The organism is Schaalia sp. ORNL0103, from assembly GCF_019429565.1.
Taxonomy (GTDB): domain Bacteria; phylum Actinomycetota; class Actinomycetes; order Actinomycetales; family Actinomycetaceae; genus Pauljensenia.
Window position 1 is genome coordinate 380,143 of the sequence record NZ_JAHXSA010000001.1, and the last position, 24,979, is coordinate 405,121.

A 24,979-nucleotide genomic window follows, 5' to 3' on the forward strand; every position below is an offset into this window, starting at 1 on the left:
GCCACTCATGTGTCAATCTCTCCATTCCTTCACCAAAAGGTCAAGAATTCTTAAATTGTGAAACCCGCTATGAGGTTAGTGACAAACCTTGAGACTATGGAGCAATGGCGTGCCCTCCGGAAAGCCCCGGAGACGCGTCCCCATCCGTACAGAAACGAGGAACAATGATGCATCATCGCTCATGGAAGACCCTCATCGCGGGAGGAGCCGCGCTCGCCGTTGGCGTCACGCTCACCGCGTTCGGCGCCCCCGCCCACGCGGCCGGCGTCCCGGGGATCACCTCCGAGGCTCGCGCCCAGGACGAGGTCATGAACTACGCGGTCAACTTGACCGCCGACGCCTCCCACTACGACTTCAACGCGGCCGTCTCCAAGGCCTCGGAAAACGGCGTCGTCCTGGCCCAGTACCCCGAATTCAACACCTTCTTCGTCCAGTCGGTGAAGGCTTCCTTCGCGCCGACGCTCGGTAAGAGCCTCGTCGACGCCGGCATCTCTTACCAGTCGATTGGCCCCACCCGCTACAAGACGGTCACCGGCTCCGAGGTGCGCACCGATCAGCCGCAGGCCACTGCGGCCGAGGCCAACGCCGTCGCTGACGCCGCCGGCACCCGCTCGACCGGCCTGTCCGCCGACTCTCAGCTCAACGACTTCACCCCCGACGAGGGCGACGCCAACGCCTGGGGCCTGGCCGCCATCAGTGCGCTCGACGCCCAGCAGGTCGACGTCCCCCTCGAGAAGGTCACCGTCGGCGTCATGGACACCGGCATCGACCCCGACCACAAGGACCTCAAGGAGCACCTCGACGCCTCGCGTTCCGTGGGCTGCCAGATCAACGGCATCCCCAGGCAGGCCCCTGCGGACTGGAAGGATGACCACTACCACGGCACGCACGTCGCCGGTACCATCGCCGCCGCGCACAACGCCTACGGTGTGGACGGCGTCGCCCCCAGCGCCACGATCGTCGCGATCAAGACCTCGAACGAGGCCGGCTCCTTCTACCCCGAGTACGTGGCCTGCGCCTTCGATTGGGCTGCCGAGCACGACATCGACGTGACGAACTCCAGCTACTACATGGACCCCTACGCCTTCTGGATGCCCACCGAGGGCTCCCAGGCTGCGGGCCTCGAGGCTGCCTCGCGCGCGATCCGCTACGCGAAGAACCACGGCGTCGTCAACATCGCCGCCGAGGGTAACGACAACGACGACCACGACAACCCGACGATCGATAAGGCATCGCCCAACGACGTCGAGGGCGCCGCGGTCGAGCGCAACGTGGCCGGCGGCATCGACGTGCCCGCCATGGTCAACGACTCGGTCGTCTCCGTGGCCGCCGTCGCCCTGCCCACCGGCACCGACCCGGCCATCGCGAAGCTCGAGCGTTCCAAGTTCTCCAACTACGGCAAGAACTCCGTGGACGTGGCCGCCCCCGGCTCGCGCATCTGGTCGACCCTGCCGACCTGGAAGAAGGATCCGCCCTTCGGTTACTTGTCCGGCACCTCGATGGCCTCCCCGCACGCTGCGGGCGTGGCCGCGCTGATCAAGCAGATCCACCCGGACTACACGCCTGACCAGACCATCGCCCTGCTCAAGAAGCAGGCGGGCTACACCTACGACCGCCTCGCTGCGCCCGAGGACGGTAAGGAATACCGCGGCGCCGGCCTCGTCAACGCCCTGGCCGCCGTCCTCAAGGACCAGCCGCAGCCCGTCCTCGGCAGCCTCGAGTACTCCCACGACGGCGCCACCGACTGGCGTCCGCTCGCCGACGCGTCTGTCTCAGGCACCGTCTACGTGCGCACCACGGTCTCCGGCCCCGTCACCAAGGCCTCCCTGAAGGTCGGCGACAAGGAAGCCGTGACCGGCACCGGCACGGGCGCCTTCGAGGGTAACGAGGTCACGCTTGTGGCTGGCCCCTACAACGCGACCGACCTGATCGGCGACGCCCCCCACGTGGAGGTCACGGTTACCGCCGAGGGCCGCAACAAGGATGCCCGCGCCGATGACGACGTCAAGGACTCGATCCACTTCCACGTGGATGAATCCCTGCGCGCCGGCGGCGCCTGGACCAACAGCACCGATGGCTGGAAGTACTGCTACAACGACGGCTACTGCGCCCGCAGCAAGTACGTCACCATCGATGGCTCCACCTACTACTTCAACGGTGACGCCGTGATGGCGACCGGCTGGGTCACCTTCGACGCGGTATGGCACTGGATGACCCCGTCCGGCCGCATGGCGACGGGCTGGACCAAGGTCGACGGCTCCTGGTACTACCTCGATCCCGCCACCGGCGCCATGGCCACCGGCTGGGCCAACGTCGACGGCTCCTGGTACTACCTGAACGCCTCGGGCGCGATGGCCACCGGCTGGGCCAACGTCGACGGCTCCTGGTACTACCTGAACGCCTCGGGCGCGATGGCCACCGGCTGGACCGCAGTGAACGGCAAGTGGTACTACCTGACCGGCAACGGCGCGATGGCGATTGGCTGGGTCAACGACGGCGGCACCTGGTACTACCTCGATGCCTCCGGCAAGATGGTGACCGGTTGGGTCTCCATCGACGGCACGCGCTACCACTTCGCGCCCTCCGGCGCCTGGCTCGGCTGAGCGAAAAGGGGACGAGGCCGGGGCTGGGACGCTCCGGCCTCGAACCCCGCGCTGAGCGCCTGATGCCGAGCGCACCTGGTGCCCAACGCAACTGAATACAACAGGGGCGGGTCCGAACGTATCGTTCGGACCCGCCCCGTTGTTCCCTCACGCGTCCCGGGAGGGATCCGGGCGCGCCCCCAACGGTACCCAGGGGCGCGATGGGGGTTACCCCAGGGAGTCGAAGAGGACCTGCAGGCCCTCACCCATGGTCGGGTGCGCGATCGGCAGGAAGCGCAGCTGCTCGTACGTCAGGCCTCCGGCCATGGCGACGTGCACGGCCGTGATGACCTCGGAGACGTTCGGGCCGATCAGCGTGGCGCCCAGGATCTGGTGCGTGTTCGCGTCGACGACGGCCTTCCAGAAGCCCTCGCCCGCGTAGCGCATCGTCTTGGCGCGCGGAATCGCGGCCGTGGGAACCTTCGCGATACGCACGTCGAGGCCGGCCTCGCGCGCCTCGCCTTCGGACAGGCCGATGCGGGCCAGCTCGGGGGTGGCAAACACGGCGTAGGGGATCGTGCGGCCCTTCGTGGTGGTCGTCGGATCATCCAGGGACGCGCCGGTCAGCTGCGCGCGGATGATGCGGAAGTCAGACCAGGACGCGTGCGTGAACATGGGGGTGCCCGCGCAGTCGCCGGCCGCCCACACGCCCTCAGCGGAGGTGCGCAGGTGCTCATCGACCGCGACGAAACCGCGATCGGTGAGCTCAACCCCGGCCTCGTCCAGGCCGATGCCGTCCGTGTTGGGCACGCGACCCACGGCCACCAGGACCGCCTCGGCGGACACCGTGGAGCCGTCGGAGAGCGTCAGGGTGGTCGTGTTGCCCTCGCGGGAGGCCGACTCGGCGCGGCCAGGCACAATGCGCACGCCAGCGGCCTCAAGCCCGGCCTCGACGACGCGGGCGGCGTCCTCGTCCTCGCGAGGCAGCACGTGGTCACCCGAGGAGATGAGCGTGACGTCCACGCCGAACGTCGCCATCATCGACGCGAACTCCACGCCGATGTAGCTGGCGCCGATGATCGCCAGGGAGGAGGGGAGCTCCTCGAGGCGCAGGATCTCCTCGTTCGTCCATGCGCCCGACTCCCACAGGCCGGGGATCGCCGGACGCGCCGGGCGCGAACCGAGGTTGATGAGGACGCGCTCGCCACGAATCGTGCGCTCGCCGCCGTCCTCCAGCGCGATGGTGACCGTGCGCTCGCCCGTGAAACGAGCCTCGCCGCGAATGAAATCCAGGCCGGGGGCCGCGAACATCTTCTCGTGCGCGCCGACCATGGCGCCGACGATGCCCTCCTTGTGGGCGCGGAGCTTGGCCAGGTCCACGTGCGCACCCTCGGTGCCGACGATGCCGAACGCCTCGTCCGAGCGGGCGTCACTGAGGCGACGAGCCGAGTTGACCAGCGACTTCGTGGGGATGCAGGCGACGTTAATGCAGGTGCCGCCGACGAACTGGCGCTCCACCATGGCGACCTTCCAGCCCGCCTTCGCGCGCTCCATTGCGAGGGACTTTCCGGCCTTGCCGCCGCCGACAACCAGCAGGTCGACGTTCTCGATTTCGTTCGTGGACATGTTTCTCCTTGGGTAGAACAGGGTTCCCTATTTCAACGCAGTGCGACCGGATCTATTCCATCAACCAGAAATGTCCACCAGGTGGTCGCAGCACAGGTGTCTATTGTCACGATGTTTTGGCTGTATGACGCTCGTTTGGTGGGTGTAAGGGATCGAAGGGTCACATAGTGATCGTGCCGTTCGTTCAAACCCCCTTCGGCGTGCTTAGATTAGGGGTATGAGGGCTCTAGAAATTGGTGATTTTAAAGAGGATGTGGGTGCCGCTTTGGCGCGCGCCTCATCCGGTGAAGTCGTTACGCTCACCGAGGAAGGCCAGCCTGTCGCCGAGCTGGGTCCCGTGCGCATGTCGACCTACGCGCAGCTGCGCGAACTGGGCCTCGAGCGTCCCGCTATGGCGGACCTCGACGCCTACCAGATGCCGTCTAAGAACCTGCCCGACGGGCGGGGGATCGTCGGCAAACTGGAGGATTGATCGCCTGGCGCGGGGGAGAGCGCGTGCGCTACCCCCGGCGCTTGGCGCGGTTCGTGGGCTCTGCGTTTAGCGGGTCCTCGGGCCACGGGTGCTTCGGATAGCGCCCGCGTAGTTGTGCGCGCACGTCCCGATACGGCCCCGCCCAAAACGACGTCAGATCAGAGGTAACAGCAGCGGGGCGACCCGCCGGATCCGTCAGATGCAGCACCAGGGGAACGCGCCCGTCCACCAGCCGGGGAGTATCCGTCCACCCGAACGCCTGCTGGACGCGCAGCATCAGCACCGGGTGCGCGCCGCTCCAGTCGATGGGGCGAGTCCCTCCGGAAGGAATCGGCATCTTTTCTGGCGCCAGTTCGTCGAGACGTGCAGCGTCAGGCCACGGCAGCATCGAGCGCAGCGCGTCAAGCATCGACACGTTGCTCAAGGAACCACCCCGTGCGAGGCGCTTCGCCCAGGGGAGGAGCCACTCGTGGGCGCTGCCCGCGAGGGCCTCATCCGACACGTCGGGCCACGGGTCGCCGAGCACCTCGTGGAGCACCCGCATGCGCTCGCGCAGGGACGAGGCCTCCTTCCCCCAGCCCAGATCGCCCAGTCCGCGTGCGGCCAGGTGCTCGGCCACCAGCGCGATCGCCTCTTCTTCGCTCAGGGACGAGGCCGGGGCGCTCTTCAAGGGGATAGCTCCCAGGGCGCGCGTGCGGGTGGCTGTGAGAACTCCCTTGTCGATGGAGGCCTGCGTGCGGGTTTCCAGCAGTGCCGCGCCGGCCACCAGGGCGTCCTCCTCCGACAGCGGCACCGCCGCGAGAATACGCGCGTGGCGCGAGGCCGGCGCCCGGTCAATCGAGGCCACGGCCAGCCACTCCTGCCCCTCCAGGGGAGAGCCCTGCGGCAGCTCGGCGCCCACGCCGCCCGCCAAAATGTAGGCGGCTGATCCCGGTCGGCGCCGCGCGATCCACTCCGGGTACGCCAGCGCGCACGTCAGGGCCAGCTCGTCCTCCCGCGTGCGCGAGCCTGCCTCCTGGTGTGTAGCCACAACGGACGCGAGCGCGTCGTCCGACGCGGAATCCGGCAGACGCTGCGCCAGACGCTCCAAACGCGCCTGCGTCTCCTTCACCCGCGCCGCCTGCGCGTGCGTGCCTGCCGCGCCACTGGCGCCACCGCGACCCAGCCGACGCTCCAGCGCACCCAGGTCAGCCCCCGGCGCACGCACGTCCTCCGACAGGAGGGCCACAAAACGCGCCGCCTTCGACGTCCCCAGGATCGCGCTCGACGCCAGGAGGGCCCTGCCCAAGGGCGGGTCCAACGGCAGCGACGCCAGCGTGCGGCCGAGAGCGGTGGCGGCCCCGGCCTCGTCGATGGCGCCCAGGGAGGACAGGCGCTGCCCGGCGGCCTCCCACGTGCCTGCGGGTGGAGCGTCGAGCAGGGCGAGCTCCTCCACCGGGGTACCCCACGCGGCGACCTGGAGGCGGGCGTCCGTCAGGTCCTGCGTGGCGATGCCCGGCGCTGACTGCGCGGGCCTGCGGGCCAGATCCACCGAGTCCATGACGCGCACGGCGACGCCCGGGCCGGTGCGCGCGGCGCGGCCCGCACGCTGCTCGAGGCGGGCGAGGGCCGCCGGAACGGTCACGAGAGATGAGAGGGAACGCCCCGCGTCGAAGCGCGGCTCGCGCGCGAGCCCCGCGTCCACGACGACGGACACGCCGGGAACGGTGAGCGAGGATTCCGCGATGGACGTGGAGAGGATGACGCGGCGACTGGAAGCGGGGGAGAGCGCGCGGTCCTGCTCGGCGGCGCTCAGCTGTCCGTGCAGCGTCAGGACTGGAATATCGCCCAGGCGCAGGTTGCCTCGGACGGTCTCGATCTCTCCCACACCCGGCAAGAACACCAGAACCGAGCCCTCGGTGGCGACGACCGTCTCCTCGACCGTGCGCGCGACGTGCGCGAGGTACTCGCGGCGCACACCCACGCGCTCGTTCCCGATCGCGCCCACTGCCTCGACGCCGCGCGGAGGGGGAGCGTAGCGCAGCTCCAGCGGAAAAATATCGCCCGGAATATCAACGAGCGCGGGCTCCTCGCCCGTCGAGGCGCGCAGGAAATCAAGCGTTCGCGAGGCCTCGAGCGTCGCCGAGGTAAGTGCGACGAAAAGGTCATCGCGCAGCGCCGAGCGGGCGTCCAACGCGAATGCCAGCGCCAGGTCAGTGTCCAGGTCGCGCTCGTGGAACTCGTCCACGATCAGGGCAGATACCCCGGGCAGCTCCGGGTCACGCTGCAGGCGGCGCAGCGCCACGCCCGGCGTCACCATCTCCACGCGCGTACGCTCGCTGACGCGCGAATCCCCGCGCACCGAATAGCCGACCTGCCCGCCGACCTCCTCGCCCAGTAGACGGGCGATCCGGCGAGCGGCAGCCCGTGCGGCCACCCTGCGCGGCTGCGTGACGAGAACCCGGGCGCTCGTGCCCGCTTCCGCCAATGCCACCGCCACCGCGGGCGGCAGCAGCGTCGTCTTACCCGTGCCCGGAGGCGCCGTAATCACTGCGCAGCCGCCCGGCCGCGTCGCCGCCGCGATATCGCCCAGAGCGCGCGTGACCGGTAGCTGTGGCGGGTGTGAAACGAGTTCTTCGAGGGTGGGCATGGCTTCATTGTGCGTGTTCCCAGGGCGTCCATGCATCCGGGAACCATACGCCGCGCCGCTCCGATGCGTCCGGGGTCACTGCGTGAGGAGGCACTGTGAAGCCTGTGGAGGGACGCTCCAGCGTAGAATGGGAGCAGTATGACTACGGAGAACACAGCGCCGGCGCTCGCGGCGGCCACCCTCGCACACACCACGGGGCGCGTCACCATCCCCGCAGACATGGACCCGATCGTGATTCTCGGCGTCGCGGACCAGGTTCTGCGCGCCCTCGAACGCGGCTTCCCGCACGTCCGTTTCCTCGTCACCGGGCGCGAAATCTCCCTGGCCGGCACCCAGGCCGACATTGACGTGGCCGCGGGCCTCCTCGAAGAACTCATCGGCATGGCCCGGCGCGGCACTGCCCTGGACGCCACCGCCGTCGAACAGGCCATCGGTCTGCTTGGACGCCTCACCTCGGGCGAGGCCCCCACGGAAGAAATCCTCTCCGCGCGCGGGCGTTCGATCCGTCCCAAGACCCCCGGCCAGAAGGCCTACACGGACGCCATCGACCGCGCCACCGTCGTCTTCGGCATCGGCCCCGCCGGTACCGGCAAGACCTACCTGGCCATGGCCCAGGCCGTGCGCCGCCTCCTCTCCGGCGAGGTCCGCCGCATCGTCCTGACCCGCCCGGCCGTCGAGGCGGGGGAGAACCTCGGCTTCCTGCCCGGCTCCCTCACCGACAAGATCGACCCCTACCTGCGTCCCCTCTACGACGCCCTGGGGGACATGCTCGACCCCGAGGCCCTGCCCAAGCTCATGGCCGCCGGCACGATCGAGGTCGCGCCCCTGGCGTACATGCGCGGACGCACCCTCAACGACTCCTTCATCATCCTGGACGAGGCCCAGAACACGACGGTCGGCCAGATGAAGATGTTCCTCACCCGCCTGGGTTTCGGCTCCAAGGTCGTCGTCACGGGCGACGCCTCGCAGATCGACCTGCCCGGCAGCCAGACTTCGGGCCTGTCCGTCGTCGAAAACATCCTCGGCGACATCGACGACATCGAGTTCTGCCACCTGACCAGCGCCGACGTCGTGCGCCACGAGCTGGTCGGCGCGATCATTGATGCCTACCAGCGCTTTGACGATCGAAATGCCGCGCGTCGTGCACGCGCGCGCAGCCACAACACCGCACGCAGGGAGTACACGTCATGACCGAGGTCATCAACGAGACCGACTACGAAATCAACGAAGCCGAGTTTTCCGCGCTGGCCGACTACGTGCTTGACCAGATGCACGTCAGCTCCGACGCGGAAGTCAACATCATCTTCATCGAGCCCGAGCCGATGGAAGACCTGCACGTGCGCTGGCTGGACCTGCCTGGCCCCACCGACGTCATGAGCTTCCCCATGGACGAGCTGCGCCCCGGCACGGCGGATCACCCCACGCCTCCCGGCATGCTCGGTGACATCTGCATCTGCCCGCAGGTCGCCGCCCGCCAGGCCGCCGAGTCCGGCCACAGCGCCGCCGAGGAGATGCTCCTCCTGGCCACGCACGGCATGCTGCACCTCCTGGGCTACGATCACGCCACCGACGCCGAGCGCGAGGTCATGTTCGCCCTCCAGCGCAAGCTCCTCCTGACCTTCCTGGCCACCCGATGATCCTTCCCCTGCAGGTGTCCCCGGCCTCGCCGATCCTGGATGTGCCCTCCGTGGCGCTCCTGGTTCTCGCGGTCGTCGCCCTGGTGTCCGCGTCTGTCGCCCAGAGCGTCGAGCAGGCCGTCCAGCGCCTGACTCTGGCCGGCGTCGAGGACCTCATCGAGGAAGAGCGCCGGAACGCGCGCATCCTCTACGGCCTCGTCGATCACCGCCAACGCACCCTGCTGTCGCTGCGCGCCTTCCGTACATTCTGGCAGGTCGTCTTCGCCGTCATGGGCACGATCATCCTGGTCGACACCCGCCTGCCGTGGTGGGCCGTTGCCCTCATTGCGGTGTTGGTGATCGCGGCCCTGCAGCTGCTCTTCGTGTCCTTCCTGCCCGCCCAGTGGGGCGCGCGCAACCCCGAGGGTATCGCCCTGGCGGGCACCAGGTTCGCGGACCGCCTTGCGCGTCTCAGCCACCTGGTCGATCCCCTCCTGACCCGCGTGCGCTCCTCGCGCCCCGCCCCCGAGCCCACCGAGGCCCAGGTGCGTGCCGAGCTCATCTCCGACCTGCGTGAGATCGTCGACGAGGTCGGCGAACCCGAGAGCTTCGAGGAAGAGGACCGCGACATGGTCCGCTCCGTCCTCGACCTCGGGCACACGCTCGTACGCGAGGTCATGGTGCCGCGCACGGACATGGTGACCATCGACGCCGACACGCCCGCCCCCTCCGCCCTGCGCCTGTTCGTGCGCTCCGGCTTCTCGCGCGTGCCCGTCGTGGGCGACGACGTGGACGACATTCGCGGCATCCTGTACTTCAAGGACCTGGTCTCGCGCTGGGAGGCCACGGGTGGCCAGCTCGACATGCGCGCCGAGCAGATGATGCGCCCCGCCGAGTTCGCCGTCGAAATGAAGCCCGCGGACGACATGCTGCGCCAGATGCAGGCAGAGCGTTTCCACATGGCCATCGTCATCGACGAGTACGGCGGCGTCGCGGGCCTGGTCACGCTCGAGGACATCCTCGAGGAAGTCGTCGGCGAGCTGACCGACGAGCACGACCGCCACTCCATCGAACCCGAGGAAGTCGAGCCGGGCGTCTGGCGCGTCCCCGCACGCTACCCGATCTCCGAGCTGGGCGAGCTCCTCGACCGCGAGATCGAAGACGAGGACGTCGACTCCGTCGGCGGCCTGCTCGCCAAGGCGATTGGGCGCGTTCCGCTGCCCGGTGCGACCGGCACCCTCGCCGGCGTCATAATGACGGCGGAAGAGGCGCGTGGGCGCCGCCGCCAAGTCTCCACGATCCTCTGCCGCCTCGACCCCGACGCGCAGCTCCTGACCTCCGATCTCAACCCCGCCGACGACAAGGACAACTGACATGCGATTCCCCTCCGATGACGAACTCATGGCCGGCCCCAACGCCTTCGGCGACGCGCGCATTGAGGTCGCCCCCGACGCCGCCGATCCGGAAGCCGACGCTCGCGCGCAGATCGACGCCGGCCTCGGCGAAGAGGCCGCGGACGAGGCCGGGGCGCAGCCCGGCGACGACGAGGACCCTGACGACTCCGACGACGAAGAAGAGTACGAGGACCTCGAGGGCCTGGAGGACGAGGAGGACGCCAACCTCGATGCCTTCGAGGCGATGACCTCGCTGGCTTCCCTGCGCGAGGATGCGGCCGCGACCATCGAGATGCCGGACTTCCCGGAGGACTTCCGCGCCGGCTTCGTCTCGATCGTCGGGCGTCCCAACGTCGGTAAGTCGACCCTGACGAACGCGCTGGTCGGGCACAAGATTGCGATCACCTCGGGCCGCCCCGAGACGACGCGCCACAACATTCGCGGCATCGTGCACGGGGACAACTACCAGCTGGTGCTCGTGGATACCCCCGGATACCACCGCCCGCGCACGCTGCTGGGCAAGCGACTCAACGACATGGTGCGTGAGGCCCTCTCCGAGGTCGACGTCGTGCTCTTCTGCCTGCCCGCCGACCAGCGCATCGGCCCCGGCGACCAGTTCATCGCACGCGAGCTGCGCGGCATCAAGCGCCCGATCATCGCGGTGGCGACCAAGTGTGACGCCGTGCCGCGCGACCGCGTTATGAAGCACCTGCTGTCCATCGAGAAGCTGGGGGAGTGGGCCGCCATCGTGCCCGTCTCCTCCGTGGAAGGCAAGGGCATCGACCACCTGCGCGAGGTGCTCGCGCAGACGGTGCCTCTGTCGCCGCCGCTGTACCCGTCGGGTGACGTCACCGACGAGTCTCGCGACACCCTGATCGCCGAGTTCATCCGCGAGGCTGCCCTGGAGGGCGTGCGCGACGAGCTGCCGCACTCCCTGGCCGTCCAGGTCGAGGAAATCATCGAGAGGCCGCGTCGCGAGGGCGACGACCGCCCGCCCATGCTAGACATTCACGTGAACGTCTACGTCGAGCGCGACTCCCAGAAGGCCATCATTATCGGCCGCAAGGGCTCGCGCCTCAAGCAGATCGGCACCCAGGCCCGCGCCCACATCGAGGAGCTGCTGGGACGCCGCGTGTACCTTGACCTGCATGTGCGCACCGCGAAGGACTGGCAGTCCGACCCGAAGATGCTGGGACGCCTCGGGTTCTGACATGCCCAGCGTCATCCGCGTACGTGGCGCCCGCGTCCATAACCTGAAAAACGTGGACGTTGACGTTCCCCTGAACGAATTCGTCGCAGTTGCGGGCGTGTCTGGGTCGGGCAAATCCTCCCTGGCCCTGGGCACGCTCTATGCAGAGGGATCGCGGCGTTACCTGGAGTCCCTGGCGACCTACACGCGTCGGCGCATCTCCCAGGCTGCCAAGGCCTCGGTCGACGAGGTTGCGCACGTGCCCGCCGCGCTCGCGCTGCGCCAGCGACCAGGTGTACCCGACGTGCGCTCCACCTTCGGTACGGCGACGGAGCTTCTCAACTACCTGCGCCTGCTGTTCTCACGCGTTGGCTCCTACCTGTGCCCCAACGGGCACCGCGTCCCGCCCGCGCGCAACGTGGCCCTAGAAGTGCCTCTCAAGTGCCCGCAGTGTGCAGCCTCCTTCTACGGCCTCGGTGCGGAGGAGATGGCATTTAACTCGGGCGGTGCGTGCCCGGTGTGCGAGGGGACGGGCGTCCAGCGCGTCGTCAACCGAGCGTCCCTCGTGCCCGATGAATCCCTCACTATTGACGAGGGCGCGGTTTCCCCGTGGGGATCCCTCATGTGGAAGCTCATGAAGGACGTCGCCCGCGAAATGGGCGTGCGCACGAACGTGCCCTTCCGGGACCTGAGCGATGCGGAGAAGGCGATCGTCTACGAGGGGCCCGCCGAGAAACGTCACATCGTCGTCCCCACCAAGACCGGTGGCGCGGAGCTGGACTTCACCTACTTCAATGCGGTCGCCACGGTCGAAAACGCCTTGTCGAAGGCGAAAGACGAGAAGGCCCTCGCCCGCGTGGAAAAATACCTCATCACCCGCACATGCCCCGCGTGCGACGGCACGCGCCTGGGGGAACGTGTACGCTCCACGCTGATCGAGGGCATTGACCTGGGCGAGGCCTCGCGCCTCACGCTCACGGAGCTGCGCGAGTGGGTCCAGCGCGTCCCCGGCCTCGTTCCGGATGAGGTAGCTCCCATGGCCCGCGTCATCGTCGAGGAGATGACCGAGCCGATGGATCGCCTTGTGCAGCTCGGCCTGTCCTACCTGTCCCTCGACCGCGCGTCCTCGACGTTGTCCAACGGTGAGCGCCAGCGCATGCAGCTCGCCCGTGCCGTACGCAACCGGACGACCGGTGTCCTCTACGTGCTGGACGAGCCGACCATCGGCCTGCACCCCTCCAACGTCGACGGCGTCCTGGCGATCATCCGGGAACTCCTCGCCGACGGGAATTCCGCCGTCGTCGTCGACCACGACACACGTGTCCTCGCAGCCGCGGATCACCTGATCGAGATCGGACCCGGAGCGGGAGCGGACGGCGGTCGCGTCATCTTCCAGGGCCCCATCAACGAGGCCTCCCATGCCCCCGCGTCCCGCATCGGCCCGTACATGGCTGGGGTCCGTCGGGTTGAGCGTGCAGCGGCGGAGTCGGATCAGGGCGCGGATATCGATGGGCGCGGTGCGCTTCACCTGGAGACTAACCAGGTCCACACGGTGCGGCCCCTGAGTGTTGATATTCCGCTGGGTTCGTTGACGGCTGTGACGGGCGTCAGTGGGTCGGGTAAGACGACACTCGTCCTTGAGTCGCTGGTTCCCGCGCTGCGTGCGCGCCTTGCTGGTGAGCCTTTGCCCGCGCACGTGCGCGACGTGGACGCCGCCGGTATCTCACGGGTGAACCTGATCGACGCGACGCCGATCGGAGTGAACGTGCGCTCGACCGTGGCCACGTACTCCGGTGTCCTGGATGAACTGCGCCGGGCGTTTGCGCGTACCGAGGAGGCGCAGGCTGCCGGGTTGAAGCCCGGTGCATTCTCGTACAACACGGGTTCGCTTCGATGCCCCACGTGCGACGGTACCGGGCAGATCACCCTGGATGTGCAATTTTTGCCCGACGTGGACATCGAGTGCACAGATTGTCGAGGGAGCCGCTACGGCGCGCAGGCGTTGCAGATCCGCCGCGATGGGCTTTCGTTGCCGGACATTCTGGCGATGAGTGTTGACGAGGCCCGGGTGGCCGTGCGAGGGCTGAAGAAGGCGGGAGCGATCCTGGAGACCCTCGCGGGCCTTGGCCTGGGCTACCTAACTCTCGGGGAGGCCACTCCCGCCCTCTCCGGTGGCGAGGCGCAGAGACTCAAGTTGGCCTCTGAAATGGGTAGGCGCCAGGAGGGCACTCTCTTCGTCTTCGACGAGCCGACGATCGGCCTGCACCCGGATGATGTGCAGGTCCTCCTGAACGTGCTCCAGCACCTCATAGAGCACGGAGCGACGGTCCTCGTCATCGAGCACGACCTGGACCTGATCCGTTGCGCCGACTGGGTTATCGACATGGGCCCGGGCGGCGGCATCGAAGGTGGTCGTATCGTCGCGCAGGGCACTCCGAGCGATATCGTGGACAGCGAGGCCTCGGTGACGGGCCGCTACCTGCGCTGAGACTCTGTCGCAGGGAAACATCAGGTGGGTCTTGGCCCAGATAAGCATGGTGCCCGGCTGCCGTGAGGCAGCCGGGCACACTTACGTCGTGATCAGATCACTTGACGATGACGACTCGCAGGAAGCGGGGGCCGTGCACGCCGTTGACGCGGACGAGCTCGATGTCAGAGGTCGCCGAGCCGCCGGCGAGCCAGGTCATCGGACGGGTCGGGTTCTTGCCGAGGATCTCGACGGCCTGCGGTACCGTGGGGACGATGTCGGAGGCGCGCAGGACGACGACGTGAGTGTCGGGCACGAGCGTGATCGCGCGGCGACCCTGGTCGGGCTCGCCATCGAGGACGATGGTGCCGGAGATAGAGATCGCGACGCGGCAGCGCGTGACGACGGCATCGATCTGGTCGAGCTCCAGCGTCGGGATGGCCTGCTCGCGGCTGTCCTCGCGGACCGTGCGGCCGTCGCGGGCGGCGGCCTCCTTGAAGGCGTCGTCCAGGCCGGTGGGGACCACGACGGAGGTGGCCTTCTGGTCGGCCAGGAAGGTCGAGATCGCGTCGGCGACCTCGGACTCCTTGGAGACCACGACGACCTTGGCCGAGTAGTCCTCGAGCTTCTCGATCATTTCGTCAATGACGGCCTGCGAACCGGGCGCGTGCTCGGTGGAGCGGATGTAGTCGCGGGGGATCGGACGCACCGGACGGTCCTGCTGGGAACGAGAGATGGCGTCGCGTGCGCGAGCCAGGATCGCGGTCTTCGCGTCCATGGTGGTGGTGCTCATGTCATGCCTCCTTCGGGGTCGTGTTGGTGGTCATGCCGTGCTCGGACGCGAGCGGGATACCCGTCGCGGGGGCGTCGGTGCGAGGCGCGTTGGCATCGGAATCCTTGTGGGTGCGCTTCCACCACTGACGGAAGGTCTCCTTGGGGGCGACCGGCAGGTCGCGTGCGCGCGTCCACAGCGAGGCCGGGAACGGCAGTGCGCCGATGGCGCCCTTCTTCGCGAAGAGGCGTGTCGCCTTGGTTGGTATGTTCGCGGCCTTCCACAGCTTGGCGTTCGACATGACCGGGGTGGTCACGCCCATCGCGAGGTCCCACACGTCGGGCACAAGGTTGCGCTTGACGTCGACCGTGCGCGCACGCATGTGGATGAGGATCGTCGGGATGTCGATCTTGACGGGGCAGACCTCGCCGCACGCTCCACACAGGGAGGACGCGAAGGGCAGGGTGTGCACAGGATCGTGCTCGTCGAGGCCCTGGGTGAGCTGCGGGGTCAGGATCGCGCCGATGGGGCCCGGGTAGACGGAGCCGTAGGCGTGGCCGGAAGTGTGCTGGTACACCGGGCAGATGTTCATGCACGAGCCGCAGCGGATGCAGGCGAGGGCCTGGCGGCCGATCGGGTCGGCGAGGACCTTGGTGCGGCCGTTGTCCATGAGGATCAGATGGAATTCCTGGGGGCCGTCGCCGGGGGTGACGCCCGTCCACATGGAGGTGTAGGGGTTCATGCGCTCGCCGGTGGCGGAACGAGGCAGGAGCTGGGAGAAGATCTCGATGTCCTGGAAGCGGGGGACCAGCTTCTCGATGCCCATCAGCGTGATGAGCGTGTCGGGCAGGGTCAGGCACATGCGGCCATTGCCCTCGGACTCGAAGATCGAGACGGTGCCGGTTTCCGCGACGCCCATGTTGGTGCCGGAGACAGCAACCTTGGCGTGCAGGAACTTCTTACGCAGGTGGGAGCGTGCCGCGGCGGTCAGCTCGGTCGGGTCGTCAGAGAGGTCGCGAGGAGCGTCCTCCATGCGATCCAGGAAGATGCCCCGGACCTCGGAACGGTTGCGGTGGATCGCGGGGACCACGATGTGGCTGGGCATGTCGTCGGCCAGCTGGACGATCATCTCGGCGAGGTCGGTCTCGCGAGCGTGAATGCCCTGTTCCTTCAGGTACTCGTTGAGGTTCGTCTCCTGGGTGGCCATGGACTTGACCTTGACGATCTCGTCGACACCCTTTGACTTGATGATGTCTGCGATGATGCGGTTGGCCTCGTGCTTGTCGCGCGCCCAGTGGACGATGCCACCGCGCGCGGTCACGTTGCGCTCGAACTCTTCGAGGAGCTCGGGCATGCGCGACTCGACCTCGAACTTAACGGCCTCGGCTGCGCTGCGCAGATCCTCCCAGTCCGGCATTTCCGCGACGCGCTGTCCGCGCTTGGTGCGGATCGTGCGGGTGGCGTGGCCCAGATTGCGGCGCATCTGGGTGTTCGCCAGGGTCTTGTGAGCGCCCTGCGGGAACGTGGGGCCCCAACGGAGGGTGTCCTCGGGGATGGAGACGGTGGTGCGCCAGCCGCCGGTGTGGGCCGCAGCATTCGCGTCGTCGGAGACCACGCCGGGCATACCGATGAATGTTTCAGACATGTCAGATCACCTGTGCGCTTTCGGGTGCGAAGGAGATGTTGCCTTCGAAGGGCTGGTCCTTAGTGGATGCCAGGATCTCGGCGATGTGCATGGGGCGGACACCCGAGTTGAGGCGGGAGAGGCCGCCGCCGACGTGCATGAGGCACGAGTAGTCGCCCATGACGAGGACCTCGGCGCGGGTGGACATGACGTTGGTGACCTTGTCCGCGAGCATCGACGTGGAGGTCTCGGAGTTCTTCATGGCGAAGGTGCCACCGAAACCGCAGCAGACCTCGGCGTCGGGCAGGTCGACGAGGGTCAGGCCCTCCACGGCGCGCAGGAGACGGTAGGGGCGGTCGCCGACCTTTGCCACGCGCAGCGAGTGGCAGGTCGGGTGGTAGGTGACGGTGTGCGGGAAGTATGCGCCCACGTCCTCCAGGCCCAGCACGTCGGTGATGAGCTCGGTGAGGTCGTAGGTGTGTTCAGCGATGCGCTGGGACTGCTTTGCGAGATGCTCGTCGCCCACGTGCTTGGCGACGACCTTCTGCTCGTGGCGCGCTGCACCGGTGCAGGAGCCGGAGGGGACGACGATGGCGTCCCACTGGCCGTCGAGCACGGGCTCGAAGGTCTTGACGTGGTTGCGGGTGATCTTCGCGGCGTCTTCGAAATAGCCGGTATTTGCGTGCATCTGGCCGCAGCAGACCTGGTCTTCAGGGAAGACGACCTCGTGGCCGAGGCGTTCAAGCAGGGTCACTGTGGCCTGGGCAGCCTGGGGGAACATGACGTCTGCCAGGCAGGTGGAAAAGAGAGCGATGCGCACTGGGGGATCCTTCCTCGTGGGTGCTGTCCACCTCAGGTTATGACTGGGTCCGAGGTCCCAGCGGCCGTTTTTGTTCAGACAAGGTAGGTGGGTGCAGTTATTTGGCTCTTTCGTGCGGAAAAATCACCCTGCGTAATCAATGAAAATTGGCCTCTCATTGGGCGTTTTAGGACCTTCGGGGCGCGACTTAGCTCAGGGTGAGTTTTCGTTTTTCAGTTTTGCGATGGTTGTGTGCGCGCAAGAGGTCGCCCCGGCCTCGAAAATGGACGAGGCCGGGGCGCAGTGAAGAAGGAAGGATAGAGCCCGGGGAATTAGGGGTGGCCGATCGCTGTGAGGACGAGCAGCTGGCAGTCCTTGGACACCGCTATAGCGCTGATGGGCAGGGTTCTGAAATCGGGATTCCCCTTGCCTTTCTCGGGTGGGAGGACGGCGTTGGCGTGATCGGGGTTGATCGTTGAGAAATGGCAGTTCTCGGGCACGTACTTGTGGAGCCGTGGATCGATTCCGGGCAGAACGCTCGCGTCCTCGGTCGCCCCTTCCATGAGGGTGTCGATTGTCGTGGTGGGGACGGTGGCGACTCCGGTCAACCAGTATTCGGGATCCTGATCGAGGGCGTGGAGGAATCCCGAATGGGTGCGAGCGGCGACCACGTTGCCGTCGGTTGCTTGCATTCCCGGCCAGCGCTCGTTGAACGAGTCGAGGCGTGTCTGCACCTTCGCCTTGCGGTCGCTCGTGTAGGTAAATGGGGCGAAGCGCGGGTCCTGCAAGCCGTTCGAGCGGGAATTCCCGTGTGTGAAGGGGTTGCACGCGGTGGCGAGAGCCGCGACCGCGAGCAGTGGCACAAGGGTCTTGAGTGCGAGCTTCATATTGTTCCTTAACATCGGGGTTCTAGCCCGTGATACCTTCGCCGGTGACGACGATAAGATTGCAGTCGGCAGAGAGCGCGAACTCGACGATCTCGAACGAGCCCCAATCCGAATAGATGGCTTCCGGATCGGCGCCGAGGACCTTGTTGGCAACGGCGGGATCAACTGTCCTGAAAGAACATTCCTCGGGCACGTACTCGTACAGGCCGGGGTGGATACCGGGCAGTAACGATGATCCACCGATGTTGTCGTCGACGAGCATGGTGATCGTCGTGTTGGGGACCTCGGCGACACCTGTCACCCAGAAGTGGTGGTCGGGTGATGGAAGCCAGGAAGAACCCTCTGGGAAGTTAGCGGATACAAAATGCCCGTCGGTCGCTCCCAATTCAGGCATATGTGCGTTTAAGGCCTCTACTCCTTCCCGGACCTTTGGGACACCATCAGTCTTAAAAGTGAACTCGGAAAAGCGCGGATCCTGCGGGTACTGAGTCGGAGCAGCCGTCGGCGTGTTCCTGGGGGTGAAGGGGTTGCACGCGGCGGCGAGCGCAGTGGCGACGAGGATCGGGAGGATGAGTTGACGTATGGACTTCACCCGTCACGCCCCGATGTGCGAGCACACGTACACGTACTGTCCGCAGACCGCGACGCGGGTCGTGTAGCTGCTAATGCCGAGATAGGTCGGCAGGTCGGGACCGGTCATCCAGCGTTGGCCTGCGAGGTGCGTGAGGGCCTCGGGAAGCCACAGATCACCCGTGTATTCGCCGGTGCAATTGTCAACGAGGAGGTTGCTCCACTCCTCGTTTGCCTCAACGCAGATCACCATGAACCTATCCGATGGAAGTGGAAGATCCGACTCGGACTTCAGAATGACGCGACGGTCAATCACACGAAAAAACTCGTGGGTCGGCAGCAGTTCGTCGAGCATCTCCGTTGACATGAGCTGACGGAAACTCACCATGGGCTGCGGCCTCCTTTCTCGTTCCTGTTATCTTTATCGGCGACCGTTATTGTCGTGGACCGGCTGGAATGGTGGTTGTTGGCCGACCTTCCAGGTGTATGTCTTGGTCATGCTCCCACTGGTCTCGAAGCTCCTGGCCCATCCGAGTTCCTCGAAACGGCCGTTGACATCATCGCCGAGTCCTGTCACAGAATCGTGGTCACCCTTATTGAAGTTCCACTTGTCCCGCGCATGAACGGTCACGGTCGCGGTGATTGTGTCCCCGTTGACCTGAACGTTGGTGTCGGTGTAGGTGTTGTGGCCGCCGAGTGTCCATTTCCAGTTGGCTGTCTCCGGATAATTTCCGGTTGCTCCTAGACTGGTTCCGGGTCCGTGGAGCGTGACTCCGGACTGGCCAGCCAAAGCCGCCTCGTTCGCCGCTGCCAGCGCACCATTGAGTTCTCCGTTGACGTGGTTACGGATGCCTGCGTCCTCCTTGTACGCTCTCTCGTAATCGACAGTCATGGGCGTGCCGGTGTTATCACGGAAATGCTCGTAGCACTTCGCTGCGTCGGTCAGACCAAGGGCACGTACAGTGTCGAGGCCGCTCTGTCCCGCCTCCCAGAGGGCATAATCTCCGGCGTTGGCCTGCCCCTTCTTTGACCCCCAGACGAAATCTTCGTCCCATTTCTGAGTGCGATCGGGCTCGACGGTCGAATAGCCGCCCGATGTCGTGTAAGGCGTCGCTCCCGGTCCGGCCGTGATTGCAGCCTGCAGGTCGTACTGCTCGAAAGCCGAGACTCGCGGGGCCAGGATGTTTCTAAAGTGAGTTGCCTGGATGAACAGCCGTCCGATGTCCTTGATGGTGGCAAACACTAGGCGTTCTGGACTTGGCCGAACCCCCCACGTGTCAGTGACGACGAAACCATGGAGCTCGATCTGCTCGACCAGCGCAATAACGTCGCCCTGGAGACGTGTCTTGTTCGTGCGATATGTCGTGAGGACGGTCTGTAACTCTTGAACCAGCGCGATGTGGGTGTCGATCTGGCTTTCAATCTTCTGTAGATTGGCGAGGATTGCGTCGGCGCTCTGTCCCTGCATCCTCGCGGTAATGAGCTCTTTTGCGTGCGCAATATCGTTCAACTTCGCCTGATCATCGCGAAGTGCCAAATCGCATTTGGCGATCGTATCAGTGAAGCTCGACAGGTCGAGCGCGTAGAGCTCTGTTTTCGTTACCACGAGACGTCCCCCTTCAGCACGGAGGCAATCGAGTCGGCGATGCCTCGTTCAGCCGTCTCGAAGGAATGGAGTGTCTCGAGCATGTTTGCGCGGGTCTCTTTCATCGCTTGCCGGATGCTCTTTTGTTCCTCGTTGATGGCCTGGATCGGCACGCTGATCCGCTGTGCGTAGACGCGGCTGCACGGATCTCCCGTTGGGGGCGTGAGCTCTGTGACGGGTGACGAATCGTCCAGGTACTGAGCGGCTGTGCGTAAGGCGTCGCTCGAAAAACTCAAGTCGGGCACTGTCGTCTCCTTTGTCCGTACTTCTGATGGGAGCCTACAAGGGGGAGGTCCCGGGAAGCAACTCGCTTCCCGGGACCTCCCGAGCCCATGAGCCACCGATCAGTGCGGCATGTAGGCGCCGAGCCATCCCTGGGATGCGATGAACACCAGGGTGCACAGCACCAGGAGCAGGCCGATCGAGTAGGGGGCGGCCTTCTTGAGGATCTCCGCGTCGGAGCCCTTCGAATCGACTGCGGTTGCGGCGATTGCGAGGTTCTGCGGGGACACGATCTTGCCGATGCCGCCGCCGATGGTGTTGGCAGCCAGCAGGATCGACGGGTCGAGGCCTGCGCCGGCTGCGGCGGTCGACTGCAGGTTCGCGAAGAGCGCGCCCGCCGAGGTCGCGGAGCCTGCGACGGCCGTGCCGATCCAGCCCAGGATGGGGGAGAGGAATGCGAAAGCCGCGCCCGTTGTTGCCAGGGCGGCGCCGATCGAGGTGGTCTGGCCGGAGAAGTTCATGACGAAGGCCAGCGCCATGACGGAGGCGATCGTCAGGATGGCCATGCGCAGCGAGTAGATGGTGCGAGGCAGGACCGCGAACATCTCACCCACGGAGGTCTGGAAGCGGCCGTTCGAGGAGTTTGTGCCGTAGACGATGGCGACGATGATGCCGGTGACGAAGATCCAGGTGCCGGGGTTAGACAGGATCTGCAGGTTGTAGTTGGCGGCGGTCGAGGGCGATCCATCGGCGGTCAGCAGGTTGCCGTAGATGCCGGGCCATGGGATCTTCACGTCCGTCGAGGAGAAGAAAGCGGCGACCGGCTTGGCCAGCTTCGTGATCGCGATGATGACGACGACGAGGACGTAGGGCAGCAGGGCCAGTCCGATGCGCGAGCCGGTGGGCTTGTCGGCCTCGTCGGCCTTGGTCGCGCACTCCGCGGGGGTCGTTGGGCCCCAGACCAGCAGGAAGACGTAGCAGGCGGCGAAGCCGAGCAGCGAGCCGACGACGGCGGTCAGCTCGTAGGAGACCGAGGGTGTGAAGAAGTGACCGATGCCTGCTGCGGCACCCGCAACGAGGGCGAGGGGCCACAGCTGGCGCACGCCGCGGCCGCCGTCGAGGATGAACAGCATCAGGACCGGGATGAACAGACAGAAGATCCAGGTCAGGTGGCCCATGTCGCCGGCGACGACGACGGGGTCTGCGCCACCGAGCTTACCCGCGGTGGTCGTGGGGATGGCCATGGCACCAAAGCCCACGTTGATGGCGTTGCCGACGACGGTGACGACAGCAGCCTTGATCTTCGGGACGCCGAGGGTCACCAGCATGGCGCAGGTGATGGCCACGGGGGCGCCGAAGCCGGCCAGGCCCTCGAGCAGGCCACAGAAGCACCAGGCGACGATGAGGGCCTGGGCGCGCTGGTCGCCGCGTCCGATCGTATTAAAGACAGCCTTCAGGTCGGAGCTGCGTCCGGACTTCTCGGTGAGGTTGTAGAGCCACACGGCCGCGATGATGATGTAGATGATCGGCATGAAGCCCATTGCGGCGCCCTGTGTTCCTGACAGGAGCGCCATGCCGACGGGCATCTTGAAGGCGAAGACCGCGATGCCCAGGGACAGCACCAGGGAGATGATCGAGCACCAGTGGGTGGCGACCTTGAAGACACCCATGAGGACGAAGAAGACGACGAGCGGAAGGAGCCCGACGACGGCTGTCAGGAAGACGTTACCCGCGACGGCAGTCGTCGACGGGGTAAAAGATTGGGCTAACAAAAGAGAAGTCATGGCTGCTCCCCGCGTCAGTGTGTGGGACATTGGACCCAATTATCATGACATATGAACGCAGAGGCGTACACATTTTTGAGAGTTTTTCTTTGTCAATGCTGGGTGGGGAGCGCGCCGCATCTCACGTCCAGTATGCGCAGCTCCTGCTCGCGTGCCCGGCCTCGTCGATAGACTACGAAGCGTGAAGACTACATCCGCTGTTCCCGTCCCCTCCGGCTCGCGCATGCCGATTCGTAAGTATCGGCCGTTCCTCGACACGAATCCCGTGGACCTGCCGGATCGCCAGTGGCCCTCCAAGCGCATCACGAAGGCGCCGCGCTGGATGTCCACCGACCTGCGCGATGGCAACCAGGCCCTCATCGAGCCGATGGATCCAGCCCGTAAGCGCCGCATGTTCGACCTGCTCATTAAGCTGGGTTATAAGGAGATCGAGATTGGTTTCCCGGCGGCCTCGCAGACTGACTACGACTTCGTGCGCTCCCTGATCGAGGATGACGCGGTGCCCGAGGACGTGACGATCTCGGTGCTCACCCAGTCGCGCCCCGAGCTGATCGAGCGCACGGTCGAGGCCATGGTGGGTTTCCCGCGCGCGACGGTGCACCTCTACAACGCGACGGCCCCGGTGTTCCGCGAGGTCGTCTTCCACGCTGATAAAGCGCAGACGATCGAGCTCGCTCAGTCCGGTGCGCGCGAGATTATTGCGCAGGCCGAGAAGCGCCTGGACGATGAGACGATCTTCGGATTCGAGTACTCGCCCGAGATCTTCGTGGACACCGAGCTCGATTTCGCCCTCGAGGCGTGCGAGTCTGTCATGGACGTGTGGGAGCCGGGCGAGGGGCGTGAGATCGTCCTGAACCTGCCCTCCACGGTCGAGCGTTCCACCCCGAACGTCTTCGCGGATCAGATCGAGTGGATGAGCCGCAACCTGAGCCGCCGAGAGTACGTGGCCCTGTCCGTGCACCCCCACAACGACCGCGGCACCGGCGTGGCAACGGCCGAGCTGGCACTCCTGGCCGGCGCGGACCGCATCGAGGGCTGCCTGCTCGGTCAGGGCGAGCGTACCGGTAACGTCGACCTGGTGACGCTGGGCCTGAACCTGTTCAGCCAGGGCATCGATCCGGGCATCGACTTCTCCGACGTGGACGCGATTCGCCGCACGGTCGAGTACTGCACGCAGATGGAGACCTCGCCGCGCGCCCCCTACGTCGGCGATCTGGTCTACACGAGCTTCTCCGGTTCCCACCAGGACGCGATTAAGAAGGGCTTCACCGCCCGCAAGGCCAAGGTGGACGCGGCCGGCGGCGACGAGGAAGCGGTCGTGTGGGAGCTGCCCTACCTGCCGATCGACCCGCACGACGTGGGTCGCTCGTACGAGGCCGTGGTGCGCGTGAACTCGCAGTCCGGCAAGGGCGGCGTCGCCTACCTCATGTCGACGGCGCACGCCCTGGAGCTGCCGCGTCGCCTGCAGGTGGAGTTCTCTCGCATCGTCCAGCGCCACACCGACACCTACGGCGGCGAGATCAATGCGGCCACGCTGTGGCAGATCTTCGCGGACGAGTACTTGCCCACGAGTGCCGCTCCCGGTCTGGAGCCGTGGGGTCGCTTCGAGATGCGCGCCTCCCAGGTCTCGTCGATCGACGACGAGCACGTCGAGCTCAACGCGACGCTCACGGACGGCGGCGAGACCGTGAAGGTGCAGGCCACGGGTACGGGCCCGATCGACGCCTTCGTCTCGGCGCTGCACGAGTTCGATCTCGATGTGCGCATCCTCGACTACTCCGAGCACGCGATGAGCCAGGGCCGCGATGCCCGAGCCGCCGCCTACGTGGAGGCCGCGGTCGACGGTCAGATCGTGTGGGGCGTCGGCATCGACTCCTCGATCACGCGCGCGTCCTACAAGGCCGTCATCTCGGCGGTTAACCGAGCCCTGCGCTAAGCGCTCGCAGACAGATAGGCCGAACCCCGGCCTCGTTGATGGAGAAACGAGGCCGGGGTTCGTCGTGTCTTCAGGCGCGCTGCGCAGCCGGGATCGGGTTGGCCGCCAGGGCCTCGAGGGATCGACGCACCTGACCGTCGAGCACGCGGGCGATGCGCTCGGTGAGGATGTAGGGGTCGGTGCTCATGCCGGTTGCGAGCCACTGAGAGACGTGGCCGAGAATAGCGAGAGTGAAGTGGTCGGTGACGAACACTCGATCGTCTTCGGTGACCTGCAGATCGATGCTGTGTTGATCGACGATGGGTTCCATGACGGCTCGCAGCTGCTTGTGGAGGAAGATCTGCAGGTCCTCCATGCCGATGGAGGAGACGACGGAACGGGTCTCTTCGGGGTGGTTTTGCATCCACACGAACATGGCGAGCAGGCCATCGGACCAGTCCTCGTAGGTGGCGTTGGCGATGATCTGGTCGGCGACCTCGCGCTTGAAGACCCACACGGTGAGGTCGCGGATGTCAGAGAAGTGGTAGTAGAAGGCCTGGCGTGTCACGCCGGCGGTGCGCGTGATTCCGGAAACCGTCACCTTCGACAGGGGGACGGTCGTGAGGGCGTCGCGCAGGGCGCGTGCGAGCCGCTCTTTCGCATCGGGGTGGGGCATCAGTGATCCTCGGCGACAAGAAACGATGAGGTTACGTGCGAACTATACATGCAAATTCGCGGAGCTGCCTACTGCCTGTCTAGACAGAACTGACCAATCGTACAGCGAGG

20 protein-coding genes are annotated in these 24,979 nt (G+C 66.2%); 8 read left to right on the forward strand and 12 right to left on the reverse strand.

The features are described 5' to 3' along the window. The first annotated feature begins 167 nt into the window (after positions 1-167). Positions 168-2,603, forward strand: a complete 2,436-nt coding sequence (locus JJJ16_RS01700; RefSeq protein WP_219751140.1) for a S8 family serine peptidase — start codon at positions 168-170, stop codon at positions 2,601-2,603. Positions 2,604-2,810: 207 nt separating this feature from the next. Here the strand turns inward: JJJ16_RS01700 and JJJ16_RS01705 are convergent, their stop codons facing one another. Beyond that, the gene (locus JJJ16_RS01705; protein ID WP_219751141.1) at positions 2,811-4,208 is read right to left on the reverse strand and encodes a dihydrolipoyl dehydrogenase family protein; all 1,398 of its coding nucleotides are present in this window, start codon (positions 4,206-4,208) and stop codon (positions 2,811-2,813) included. 217 nt (positions 4,209-4,425) lie between these two features. On the opposite strand from JJJ16_RS01705, the gene JJJ16_RS01710 reads away from it, so the two are divergent. Beyond that, positions 4,426-4,680 (forward strand): type II toxin-antitoxin system Phd/YefM family antitoxin, encoded by a 255-nt coding sequence (locus JJJ16_RS01710; protein WP_034496846.1) that lies wholly within the window; start codon positions 4,426-4,428, stop codon positions 4,678-4,680. A gap of 28 nt (positions 4,681-4,708) precedes the next feature. Here JJJ16_RS01710 and hrpB read toward each other — a convergent pair whose 3' ends face one another. After that, positions 4,709-7,309, reverse strand: coding sequence for an ATP-dependent helicase HrpB (gene hrpB / locus JJJ16_RS01715; RefSeq protein WP_219751142.1), 2,601 nt, complete (start codon positions 7,307-7,309; stop codon positions 4,709-4,711). 138 nt (positions 7,310-7,447) lie between these two features. On the opposite strand from hrpB, the gene JJJ16_RS01720 reads away from it, so the two are divergent. Genes JJJ16_RS01720 through JJJ16_RS01740 form a run of 5 tightly spaced genes read left to right on the forward strand, consistent with a single transcriptional unit; the run spans position 7,448 to position 13,996 of the window. Continuing rightward, entirely contained in the window at positions 7,448-8,500 is a 1,053-nt protein-coding gene (locus JJJ16_RS01720) for a PhoH family protein (RefSeq protein WP_219751143.1), read from the forward strand. Then, positions 8,497-8,946 (forward strand): rRNA maturation RNase YbeY, encoded by a 450-nt coding sequence (gene ybeY / locus JJJ16_RS01725; protein ID WP_007589511.1) that lies wholly within the window; start codon positions 8,497-8,499, stop codon positions 8,944-8,946. The genes JJJ16_RS01720 and ybeY overlap by 4 nt, the downstream gene beginning before the upstream one ends. Further along, on the forward strand, positions 8,943-10,298 hold the full coding sequence (locus tag JJJ16_RS01730) for a hemolysin family protein (protein WP_219751144.1): 1,356 nt from the start codon (positions 8,943-8,945) through the stop codon (positions 10,296-10,298). Before ybeY ends, JJJ16_RS01730 begins: the two co-directional genes overlap by 4 nt. 1 nt (position 10,299) lies before the next feature. Beyond that, positions 10,300-11,529 carry a GTPase Era gene (era, locus tag JJJ16_RS01735; protein ID WP_219751145.1) on the forward strand — a complete coding sequence of 410 codons (1,230 nt, stop codon included), beginning with the start codon at positions 10,300-10,302 and terminating at the stop codon, positions 11,527-11,529. A gap of 1 nt (position 11,530) precedes the next feature. Next, positions 11,531-13,996, forward strand: a complete 2,466-nt coding sequence (locus JJJ16_RS01740) for an excinuclease ABC subunit UvrA (protein WP_219751146.1) — start codon at positions 11,531-11,533, stop codon at positions 13,994-13,996. A gap of 97 nt (positions 13,997-14,093) precedes the next feature. On the opposite strand, the gene JJJ16_RS01745 is transcribed toward JJJ16_RS01740, so the two are convergent. The 9 genes from JJJ16_RS01745 to JJJ16_RS01785 all read right to left on the reverse strand — a co-directional run bounded on the left by JJJ16_RS01745 (position 14,094) and on the right by JJJ16_RS01785 (position 22,278). Next, a complete protein-coding gene (locus tag JJJ16_RS01745; RefSeq protein WP_048776391.1) occupies positions 14,094-14,768 on the reverse strand; it encodes a LutC/YkgG family protein in 675 nt (224 codons plus the stop codon). 1 nt (position 14,769) lies between these two features. After that, complete coding sequence (locus JJJ16_RS01750; RefSeq protein WP_219751147.1) at positions 14,770-16,392, reverse strand: LutB/LldF family L-lactate oxidation iron-sulfur protein; 1,623 nt, start codon at positions 16,390-16,392, stop codon at positions 14,770-14,772. A 1-nt stretch (position 16,393) separates the two neighbouring features. Next, a complete protein-coding gene (locus JJJ16_RS01755) occupies positions 16,394-17,191 on the reverse strand; it encodes a (Fe-S)-binding protein (RefSeq protein ID WP_219751148.1) in 798 nt (265 codons plus the stop codon). A 311-nt stretch (positions 17,192-17,502) separates the two neighbouring features. Further along, positions 17,503-18,057: a hypothetical protein gene (locus JJJ16_RS01760; RefSeq protein ID WP_219751149.1), complete on the reverse strand. Its 555-nt coding sequence runs from the start codon at positions 18,055-18,057 to the stop codon at positions 17,503-17,505. Between the two features lie 22 nt (positions 18,058-18,079). Then, positions 18,080-18,451 carry a hypothetical protein gene (locus JJJ16_RS01765; protein ID WP_318836512.1) on the reverse strand — a complete coding sequence of 124 codons (372 nt, stop codon included), beginning with the start codon at positions 18,449-18,451 and terminating at the stop codon, positions 18,080-18,082. A gap of 201 nt (positions 18,452-18,652) precedes the next feature. Continuing rightward, positions 18,653-19,015, reverse strand: a complete 363-nt coding sequence (locus JJJ16_RS01770) for a hypothetical protein (RefSeq protein WP_219751151.1) — start codon at positions 19,013-19,015, stop codon at positions 18,653-18,655. Positions 19,016-19,048: 33 nt separating this feature from the next. Further along, positions 19,049-20,233, reverse strand: a complete 1,185-nt coding sequence (locus JJJ16_RS01775) for a hypothetical protein (RefSeq protein WP_219751152.1) — start codon at positions 20,231-20,233, stop codon at positions 19,049-19,051. After that, a complete protein-coding gene (locus JJJ16_RS01780) occupies positions 20,227-20,517 on the reverse strand; it encodes a hypothetical protein (RefSeq protein ID WP_219751153.1) in 291 nt (96 codons plus the stop codon). Before JJJ16_RS01780 ends, JJJ16_RS01775 begins: the two co-directional genes overlap by 7 nt. Positions 20,518-20,616: 99 nt before the next feature. Next, positions 20,617-22,278 carry an L-lactate permease gene (locus JJJ16_RS01785; RefSeq protein WP_219751154.1) on the reverse strand — a complete coding sequence of 554 codons (1,662 nt, stop codon included), beginning with the start codon at positions 22,276-22,278 and terminating at the stop codon, positions 20,617-20,619. 181 nt (positions 22,279-22,459) lie between these two features. Between JJJ16_RS01785 and leuA the strand changes: the two genes are divergently transcribed. Next, the gene (gene leuA, locus JJJ16_RS01790) at positions 22,460-24,214 is read left to right on the forward strand and encodes a 2-isopropylmalate synthase (protein ID WP_219751155.1); all 1,755 of its coding nucleotides are present in this window, start codon (positions 22,460-22,462) and stop codon (positions 24,212-24,214) included. Positions 24,215-24,284: 70 nt separating this feature from the next. Here leuA and JJJ16_RS01795 read toward each other — a convergent pair whose 3' ends face one another. Further along, positions 24,285-24,869, reverse strand: a complete 585-nt coding sequence (locus JJJ16_RS01795; RefSeq protein WP_219751156.1) for a TetR/AcrR family transcriptional regulator — start codon at positions 24,867-24,869, stop codon at positions 24,285-24,287. Positions 24,870-24,979: the final 110 nt, after the last annotated feature.

Coding starts and splice junctions, on each gene's coding strand:
- JJJ16_RS01765 (WP_318836512.1), bottom strand. CDS start 18,451: ATGCCTGAATTGGGAGCGACCGACGGGCATTTTGTATCCGCTAACTTC.
- JJJ16_RS01740 (WP_219751146.1), top strand. CDS start 11,531: ATGCCCAGCGTCATCCGCGTACGTGGCGCCCGCGTCCATAACCTGAAA.
- JJJ16_RS01720 (WP_219751143.1), top strand. CDS start 7,448: ATGACTACGGAGAACACAGCGCCGGCGCTCGCGGCGGCCACCCTCGCA.
- JJJ16_RS01700 (WP_219751140.1), top strand. CDS start 168: ATGCATCATCGCTCATGGAAGACCCTCATCGCGGGAGGAGCCGCGCTC.
- JJJ16_RS01760 (WP_219751149.1), bottom strand. CDS start 18,057: ATGAAGCTCGCACTCAAGACCCTTGTGCCACTGCTCGCGGTCGCGGCT.
- JJJ16_RS01750 (WP_219751147.1), bottom strand. CDS start 16,392: ATGTCTGAAACATTCATCGGTATGCCCGGCGTGGTCTCCGACGACGCG.
- JJJ16_RS01770 (WP_219751151.1), bottom strand. CDS start 19,015: ATGGTGAGTTTCCGTCAGCTCATGTCAACGGAGATGCTCGACGAACTG.
- hrpB (WP_219751142.1), bottom strand. CDS start 7,309: ATGCCCACCCTCGAAGAACTCGTTTCACACCCGCCACAGCTACCGGTC.
- JJJ16_RS01730 (WP_219751144.1), top strand. CDS start 8,943: ATGATCCTTCCCCTGCAGGTGTCCCCGGCCTCGCCGATCCTGGATGTG.
- JJJ16_RS01795 (WP_219751156.1), bottom strand. CDS start 24,869: ATGCCCCACCCCGATGCGAAAGAGCGGCTCGCACGCGCCCTGCGCGAC.
- ybeY (WP_007589511.1), top strand. CDS start 8,497: ATGACCGAGGTCATCAACGAGACCGACTACGAAATCAACGAAGCCGAG.
- JJJ16_RS01710 (WP_034496846.1), top strand. CDS start 4,426: ATGAGGGCTCTAGAAATTGGTGATTTTAAAGAGGATGTGGGTGCCGCT.
- JJJ16_RS01745 (WP_048776391.1), bottom strand. CDS start 14,768: ATGAGCACCACCACCATGGACGCGAAGACCGCGATCCTGGCTCGCGCA.
- JJJ16_RS01785 (WP_219751154.1), bottom strand. CDS start 22,278: ATGACTTCTCTTTTGTTAGCCCAATCTTTTACCCCGTCGACGACTGCC.
- era (WP_219751145.1), top strand. CDS start 10,300: ATGCGATTCCCCTCCGATGACGAACTCATGGCCGGCCCCAACGCCTTC.
- JJJ16_RS01705 (WP_219751141.1), bottom strand. CDS start 4,208: ATGTCCACGAACGAAATCGAGAACGTCGACCTGCTGGTTGTCGGCGGC.